Genomic DNA, 7,870 nt, shown 5'->3' on the forward strand with positions numbered 1-7,870 from the left:
AAACCATTATTGCCTTTTTTTCTCAATAAAAATGCTTTTTAAATTCAATTTTAAAATTAAATGTCCCCCCCCCCCGCTCAACTCTTGCATTTCCATATTGTTTAAACAATATGGGTGCTTGGATTGCATTTTCAAAGGCTTGTTTGCTTGCAGGTTTGCGAACGATTTTATAAGTATCATAATCCACAGAATCAATACTTACTGCTATATGAGAGATTCCTAAATCCACAGCATCTTTAATATCTTGCTCACTTAGTAAGCCTCCATTAGTGGTTAATTGTGCTTTTATCTTATATTTTTGAACCAAAGAAAGCACTTCTCTCCATTGTTTATAAGTGAAAAATTCTCCATTGGGTGTAAAATCAATATTTGTTACTCCAAAATCTTGAGCTTTCTTGAGGATTTCCTCAATCTCTTGCAGTGTCATATCTTGTTTCCATTCCGCTCTTTCGCCAAAATAATCTCCACTATATCCTTCTCCGTGGAATGGACACATTCCGCATTTATAATTGCAATTGTTGGTTACTTTTATATTTACAATCATTTCTTACTCTCCCAATATCAACTCTATTTGTTTCGCCAATGCTCCAGCTGCATTGCCAAAGTTAAAACATTCTTTTAACCTATAATCCTGCACTTTTTGATGATACATTGTTTGTGTCTGCATAATCTCTCCCAAGACTTTTGATAAATCCTTGTCTTCCTCGCATAAATACATTAATTTTTCCTCATAATAATCTCCCCCGCCTTCTCGCATTAACCTCTCTTGAGTAATTATTCTTTCTTTGTCTTTTAAACAAATACTAGGTTTGCAGGTTGTTAAAGGATAGGTATAGCCAACAGATGAACACTCGGTTACTAGGCATAAAGAATGATAAAATGCTTCCATTTTATCCCATTCGTAAAGAAATTGCTCATTCGCACCAAAAGATTCCAATATTTTTGGCATTACACAATCCGAAAAAACAGGATGTGGCTGATAAAACACTCTAAATCCTAGAGCAAAGACTTGCTCCATTAATACTTTTAAGCGTTTAATATCATACAAAAATGTAAAGGCAAAAATCACAATATCTCTTTGTTCTTTTATTCCTTTTTGTTCTTGTGCAATTACATAATTCTTATATGTCTCCATATCTCTATCCAGCTTTAAATATCCAGCGTCCAATAACTTCGTATCCACTCTCATTTCTCTAAACAAATTTTTATAAGCATTATGGATTTTTTGTGCAGGCACAACAATATAATCTAGCGTAGAATAAGTATAGAACAAATGCTCTTTATCTGCTAGAGTATGCCCATTATATGGATAAACCAATGGACCTTGGAACCCGTGCGTTACATCAATACCAACAACATTTTTGTGTGTAGGTTGCCCCTCTGTCATAAGAATCATATCTAGTTCTTCAATTTGCTCTAAAATTGTATGATAAGCCAAAAAACAAACATTATTATCCACACTATATTTCTTATATACATCCAAAGAAGCACACAAATAAATTAACCCAAACCCCATAGACTTTAATCGCGAATCTAAATCCACAAAACACTTCCCATTAACGCCATTTTCTACTAGCCCAATATATTTTTTAAAATTACTTTTAGACTTATAATATTTTAATTTTGTGTTTAAAACTTCTCCACACCACACAATACCATTAAAAACATTTGTGATTCCACATTGTTTCAAATTATTCATTAATTTTTCATAATGTAATGTGCTACAAACAAAAACTCTGTCTTCTTGCCTAATGCTATTTTTTAAAGATTCTAAGCTTGTTTCTTGTAGGCTATCGTCTATGAAAGCAATAGATTCTTTTGGAAAATAAAAGTTTAAAAACAGAGCAACCATTTCACCATTTGTAGCTTTTGGATAGATATAGGTCATTATAATTCCATAAAAGTCTTTTTAAATTCAAGAATGGCTTGTTGCTTACAAAACCCTCCATAAACATCTACAATATTGCAAATATTTTGCAATACTTTCTTATCGTTTTTGTGTGCAATAAAAAAGTCCAATGCTTCCTTATAGCCTTCTATGGTATCCGGTTGCATTTTATCATTCCCCCCATATAAAGCTTCATTTTTATAATATTCAAAATCAACATTATATTTTTTACACATAGATTGAAAAATATTTTTAAACTCATTGAACATCTTTATTCCACTATTGCGTCTAAACTCCATTGAAGGAATCAAAGAAATATATGCTCCACGCCTTTTACTAGCATACTCTGCTATACTCTCCCCCTGCTCCAAAGGAAAAGTATTGCAAAATATATCAATAATATGCCCATAGATGTGCGGATCTACGAATCCGGGCATAAAGAATCGCTCCGAGATTCCAAGCTTTTCAACTTTCTCTCTAATCACAGGGATATTCCCAGCCCCAGCCGCAATGAAAATCGTATTTTTGTGCTTTTGCATTATCTCTGCAATCGCCTCTAAATACGCATCGCTATCCACTTTTACAAGCCTTCCAATCACGCCTAACACAATCGTATCTTCCCCAATAGGATACTTAGCTTTCTCTGCTGCAATCACTTCGGGTGCGCGGGGCGGATTATAGAATCTATCCCTATCCATAGGCACAGAAAAGCTTTTAAAAACATAAGGAGCGTCTTTGGGTGGAGCGTGTGAAATTCTCTCATCAATCCCGCTAATATCATACCTGCCATTCCCGTGGCTCCAAAAGATTTGCTTAGGCGCACTTCTTGTAGCAAAGAGAAAATCACTCCCATCAATCGTGCCAGTAGAAATCAAAATATCTATTTCATCAGCAAGGATTCTATTCCTAAGCGTCATCGCTTTTTGCAAATGCGGGACATAGTAGCTATGTTGCTGCACCAAACCAAATGTGGGACTTACCACAGACGCACCAATCTCTACCAAAGATTGCATAATCGGAATATCATCAATACTCTTTTGAATATATGCCATAGAATACACCACAATTTCGTATTGACTTGCAAACTCCTCCTCACCTAGCAATGCTTTAATCAAAGAATACTCCACTTTATAAGGAGAATTTGCAACGATTCTATCCTTTAAGATTCCAATTTTTACCTTGCGCCCCGCATTCCTAGCCACCAATTCTTTGCATCGGGGCAAAGTTTTGCCATACTCCACAAAATAAGGCTCTACAAGCTTCACAACTTTATCATTATATTCCTGCCAATCCTCTTGCGTCTGCGCAGAATTTCCAAATTTATGGTAAATGTAAAATTCCACATACATCGCCAAATCCAAATTCCCCTGCTCCAAAAGCTGTTTTAAAACCCCAAGCCACACAGGAAAATTCTCGCGCCATTTCAAATCATTGAAATAATGCTTAACATTCCAAAAAATATGCATACTCCATAAAAAAATGGATTTTTTCTTCCTATCAGAAATCTGCCAAAAATACTCCTCCTCCAAAGCCTCCTTTTGAATCTTTAAAATCCATTCAATAGGAATCTGATAATAAAAACAAAAATCTAACACAAAGGTATTTAGCCCCTCCATATATTGCTCAACCAAATCCAAATAAATAATATGCCGCAAGAAAAACTTAATCGCCTCTTCCCTATCCCCTCTAAGTAGCATTGCCACACTAATGCAGTTAATAAACACCAACCGCTCATAATCGGATTCTGTGTTTTTGACATAGCTTACCAAATCTATAAAGCCATTAAACCGCGTATCTTGTGGAATCTCATAATCCGCACCAAAATCCCCAAAGATTCCAAAGCACCATAAAAAACTATAATCGGGAATATCACCTTTGTGATAAATCAAATCCAATGCTTTTTGTCGCAACAATGCGATGATTTCTAATCGCACTGCAAACTCTAATTCCTCTTGCCCTTGCTTCCCAAGAGAGCGAATCAGCAAGATTACCTCATCAAGTGCTGCTTTATAACTTGCTGCTTTTAATTTTGTTAAAATTTCTTGTCCAATTAATTGTGTAGATTGCATTATTCGTCTTTAGTTTTAGGATTCTGTAAATATCGGCGGATTTTAGCAAAACTTTAGTTAAAATCAATAATTTTGGTCATTTTGTCCTTGCAAATCCGCAATGCAAGATTCCACATTATAGATTTACACATTGCCACAATTCCTCACAGAATCTCGCAATGACAGAGAATTATATCTTTATTTGCGGCATAATTTTAAAAAGTGGAACACCATTTGCTTTATACTCTGCAAATTCAATTTTTTGCAAAGGATGCATAATGAGTTATAGGATATACACCAATGTGAATGCGTTAAACGCACACACTTCAGGAATTGTGAATAATCGCAATATGTCAGAATCGCTAGAGAAATTAAGCTCTGGCTTACGAATCAACAAAGCAGCAGATGACGCGTCAGGAATGGCGATTGCCGATAGTTTGCGTTCTCAAGCTGCCGCTCTTGGACAAGCTACCAACAATGCTAATGACGCAATCGGTATGATTCAAACTGCAGATAAAGCAATGGACGAGCAAATCAAAATCTTGGATTTAATCAAAACTAAAGCAACGCAAGCTGCACAAGATGGACAAACTAGAACAACAAGAAATGCTCTACAAAGCGATATTTTAAGACTTATGGAAGAGTTGGACAATATTGCAAACACTACAAGCTTCAACGGGCAACAAATGCTCTCTGGTGCTTTTACAAACAAAGAATTCCAAATTGGTGCTTATTCTAACACCACAGTAAAAGCTTCTATTCAGCCAACAAACTCTCATAAAATTGGACACGTCCGCTATGAAACTGCTGCTGAAATGTCTGTAAGTGCTGGAACAAGTAGCTTGACAGAAGTTACACTTAGATTCTTAAACACCGATGGCACAAACAACTATGCGATTGAATCTGTGAGAATCTCTACAACTGCTGGAACAGGAATCGGGGCTCTTGCAGAAGCAATCAACAAAAACTCTGATACACTAGGCGTACGTGCGACTTATATCGTGCAAGGACAAGGAGCAGGTGCAATTGGTTCTGGAACCGTGCGCGGACTTACAATCAACGGAATCAAAATCGGAGACATCAATGATGTAATGAAAAACGACTATGATGGCAAGCTCATTGCTGCAATCAATGCACAAAAAGAGCGCACAGGGGTGCAAGCCTCTCTTAGTATCTCGGGCGCATTGCAACTCACAAGCAATGATGGACGTGCAATTTCTGTGCAAGTAGATGGTGGCTCACACGTGATTAATGGTGTCAATAGTGCAAATGCTCCTCTAACTGCTGGAGGTTCTTTTGCTGGAGTTTCAGGCACAACACACGCAATTGTCGGACGCTTAACTTTGATTCGCTTAAATGCGAGAGATATTTTGGTCTCTGGTGCGAATTTCTCCCAAATTGGCTTGCACTCTGGTGCAACAAATATTGCAGCAGGCTCTGGATTAGCACAATACACAGTTAATCTCCGTAGCGTCAATGGAGAATTTGGCGCAGATATTGCCTCTGCGATTGGTGCAAACTACAACACCGCAGTAGCATTCGTCAATAAAGGTGGAATCGGGGCAGGCGTAACAAGTATGGAAGGCGCAATGGCAGTTATGGATATGGCACAATCTGCACAAGAACACCTAGATAGAATCCGTGCAGACTTGGGTTCCGTGCAACAACAACTTGTTGTAACCATTAACAACATTACCGTAACACAAGTTAATGTTAAATCCGCAGAATCTCAAATCCGCGATGTGGATTTCGCGAGTGAATCTGCAAACTTCTCTAAAACAAACATTCTAGCACAATCAGGAAGCTTTGCAATGTCGCAAGCTAACCAAGTGCAACAAAATGTTCTTAGACTTTTACAATAACTAAAGCCCAACTTTTTGGGCTTTTTTGCTATAATCTTTTCCATATTTTATTTTCACCAAACTTAAGGAATCCCTATGTCCCAATCTCTAAATTCCCGTTTTGATAAAAACCTTAAAGCCCTCTTTAAAGTCAATCCCTTGCTCGCAGCACAACTCCAAATTTTAGAACCCAATAAAAAATACGAAATCTATATCGGGCAAGACCCTTTGAATATTAATATCTACGACAAGGAAAACAAAACTGCACTTTATGCCAAAGAACCGCTAGTACAAACATTAGAAAAAATGAAAGAATTTGAACCTTTCAAGCTCTATCCATTTTTTTATTTTTTTGGCTTTGGCAATGGAATCTTTTATCGTCTCTTGCTTAATGAAAATGCAAAAACAATAAAAAAACTTTTTATTTTTGAACCAGAGCTAGAAATCATCTATATTGCTCTAAATTTCGCGGACTTTAGTGCAGAAATTGCAGCGGGCAAACTTTTGATTTTTTGGACAGGAACAATAAGTTTTGGGGAATTAGATTCATATTTGGCAAGTGAGGGACAATGGATTTATTCTCGCATTTACAACTTGCATCTTTACAATAGCTATTATGGGCGGTACGATAAGGAATGCTTGAGTCTAAACTCAATCATCACTCGCTCTTTAGGACACCACGTCATTTCTGTGGGGAACGATTCCACAGACGCACTCATCGGGCTAGAACACCATTTACAAAACTTACCTGAAATGATTACAACACCCTCTATGAAAGAGCTTATTTCAAAAACCAAAAACACAAATACCGCTGTGATTGTTTCCACAGGACCTTCGCTTTATAAGCAATTACCGCTTTTAAAGCAATATGCACCTTATCTCACAATTTTTTGTGTAGATGCTTCTTTCCCAATTCTTACTAAACACGGAATCAAACCCGATATTGTTGTAACACTAGAGCGTGTAGAACTCACTGCGGATTTTTACAAAAAAACTCCAAAAGCAGCACAAAAAAATATTATTTTCGCACTTACAAGTATCGTGCATCAAGAAACAAGCAAAGCAATTACACAAGGTATAAAAACTTATAGTATGCGCCCCTTTGGCTACACAAGATTTTTTGATTTAAAAGAATATGGTTATGCAGGAATCGGAATGAGTGCCGCAAATATGACTTATGAATTAATTGTGCATAGCAAGTTTGAAAGGTGTATTTTTATCGGGCAGGATTTAGCCTTTGCACCTGATGGCAAAACGCATTCCAAAGACGCGATTTTTGGCGAAAACGAATCCCAATACAAAAAATCCGATAACGCGTTAGAAAAAATTTTAGTCCCTGCTTATGGTGGAGAAGGCTTCGTAGAAACAAGCAGTGTTTGGAAAATGTTTTTGAATTTCTTTGAAAAAGACATTGCCGAAACACCTTATCCACTAGAAGTGATTAATGCCACAGAAGGTGGAGCGAGGATAGATGGGACAAAGGAGATTCCATTCCAAGAAGTGCTAGAATCCCTACCAAAAGTAAAAAAATCTCTTATCCAGCTTACACCACCTACCAAAGCAGAAATTGCTGCTAACAAAAAACAAATGGAGGCAAAGGTAAAAGAATTTTTAGACTATGGTTATAAAAAGAAAAAAATGGTAGAAAAACTATTCTTAAAAGTTGTCAAAATGACAGAAGAGCTAGAACGATTGAATCGTGAAAACAAACTAGAAAAAATCAATTTTGCTAAAATGGATAAATTACTAGAGGAAATTGATGATGTCAAAAATTTCTTTTTAGAAGACACTTTTATTAAAGTTTTCATTGACGCCGTGCAATCCTACATCGTGCATCAAGAATTAGAATTTGCTAAAATCGTCGTGCGCCCTGTGCATACCCTTATTGAAAAGCAAGTCAAACAAATTGATTGGCTTTATGCGCATAAATATTGGCTTTTTTCTCTTGCAGGCGGAATGGACGCAGCTTTAGAGGTTGCCAAACGTGCAGCCAAAACTTGGATGAAGATTCCAAAGAAATATGACAACAAAGAGCAAGAATCCCCAAAAAAGTAGCAAAATAATCTGCTACTTTTACAAAAGCTAATCTATTA

Annotated in this window: 5 protein-coding genes; 2 read left to right on the plus strand and 3 right to left on the minus strand. The window is 36.7% G+C overall.

What is annotated here, in order from left to right; genetic code table 11:
- Positions 1–22: 22 nt before the first annotated feature.
- Genes K2N75_RS07735 through K2N75_RS07745 form a run of 3 tightly spaced genes read right to left on the minus strand, consistent with a single transcriptional unit; the run spans position 23 to position 3,957 of the window.
- Positions 23–544 carry a radical SAM protein gene (locus K2N75_RS07735; protein WP_297681542.1) on the minus strand — a complete coding sequence of 174 codons (522 nt, stop codon included), beginning with the start codon at positions 542–544 and terminating at the stop codon, positions 23–25.
- 3 nt (positions 545–547) lie between these two features.
- Complete coding sequence (locus K2N75_RS07740) at positions 548–1,888, minus strand: hypothetical protein (protein WP_297681541.1); 1,341 nt, start codon at positions 1,886–1,888, stop codon at positions 548–550.
- On the minus strand, positions 1,888–3,957 hold the full coding sequence (locus tag K2N75_RS07745) for a hypothetical protein (RefSeq protein ID WP_297681539.1): 2,070 nt from the start codon (positions 3,955–3,957) through the stop codon (positions 1,888–1,890). The genes K2N75_RS07740 and K2N75_RS07745 overlap by 1 nt, the downstream gene beginning before the upstream one ends.
- A 257-nt stretch (positions 3,958–4,214) precedes the next feature.
- Between K2N75_RS07745 and K2N75_RS07750 the strand changes: the two genes are divergently transcribed.
- The gene (locus K2N75_RS07750; RefSeq protein WP_297681537.1) at positions 4,215–5,798 is read left to right on the plus strand and encodes a flagellin B; all 1,584 of its coding nucleotides are present in this window, start codon (positions 4,215–4,217) and stop codon (positions 5,796–5,798) included.
- A gap of 75 nt (positions 5,799–5,873) precedes the next feature.
- A complete protein-coding gene (locus tag K2N75_RS07755; protein ID WP_297681535.1) occupies positions 5,874–7,832 on the plus strand; it encodes a 6-hydroxymethylpterin diphosphokinase MptE-like protein in 1,959 nt (652 codons plus the stop codon).
- Positions 7,833–7,870 lie beyond the last annotated feature (38 nt).

Origin of the sequence: Helicobacter sp. (assembly GCF_029067145.1) — a bacterium.
In the GTDB taxonomy this organism is placed as follows: Bacteria; Campylobacterota; Campylobacteria; order Campylobacterales; family Helicobacteraceae; genus Helicobacter_D.

Coding starts and splice junctions, on each gene's coding strand:
- K2N75_RS07735 (WP_297681542.1), bottom strand. CDS start 544: ATGATTGTAAATATAAAAGTAACCAACAATTGCAATTATAAATGCGGA.
- K2N75_RS07745 (WP_297681539.1), bottom strand. CDS start 3,957: ATGCAATCTACACAATTAATTGGACAAGAAATTTTAACAAAATTAAAA.
- K2N75_RS07740 (WP_297681541.1), bottom strand. CDS start 1,888: ATGACCTATATCTATCCAAAAGCTACAAATGGTGAAATGGTTGCTCTG.
- K2N75_RS07750 (WP_297681537.1), top strand. CDS start 4,215: ATGAGTTATAGGATATACACCAATGTGAATGCGTTAAACGCACACACT.
- K2N75_RS07755 (WP_297681535.1), top strand. CDS start 5,874: ATGTCCCAATCTCTAAATTCCCGTTTTGATAAAAACCTTAAAGCCCTC.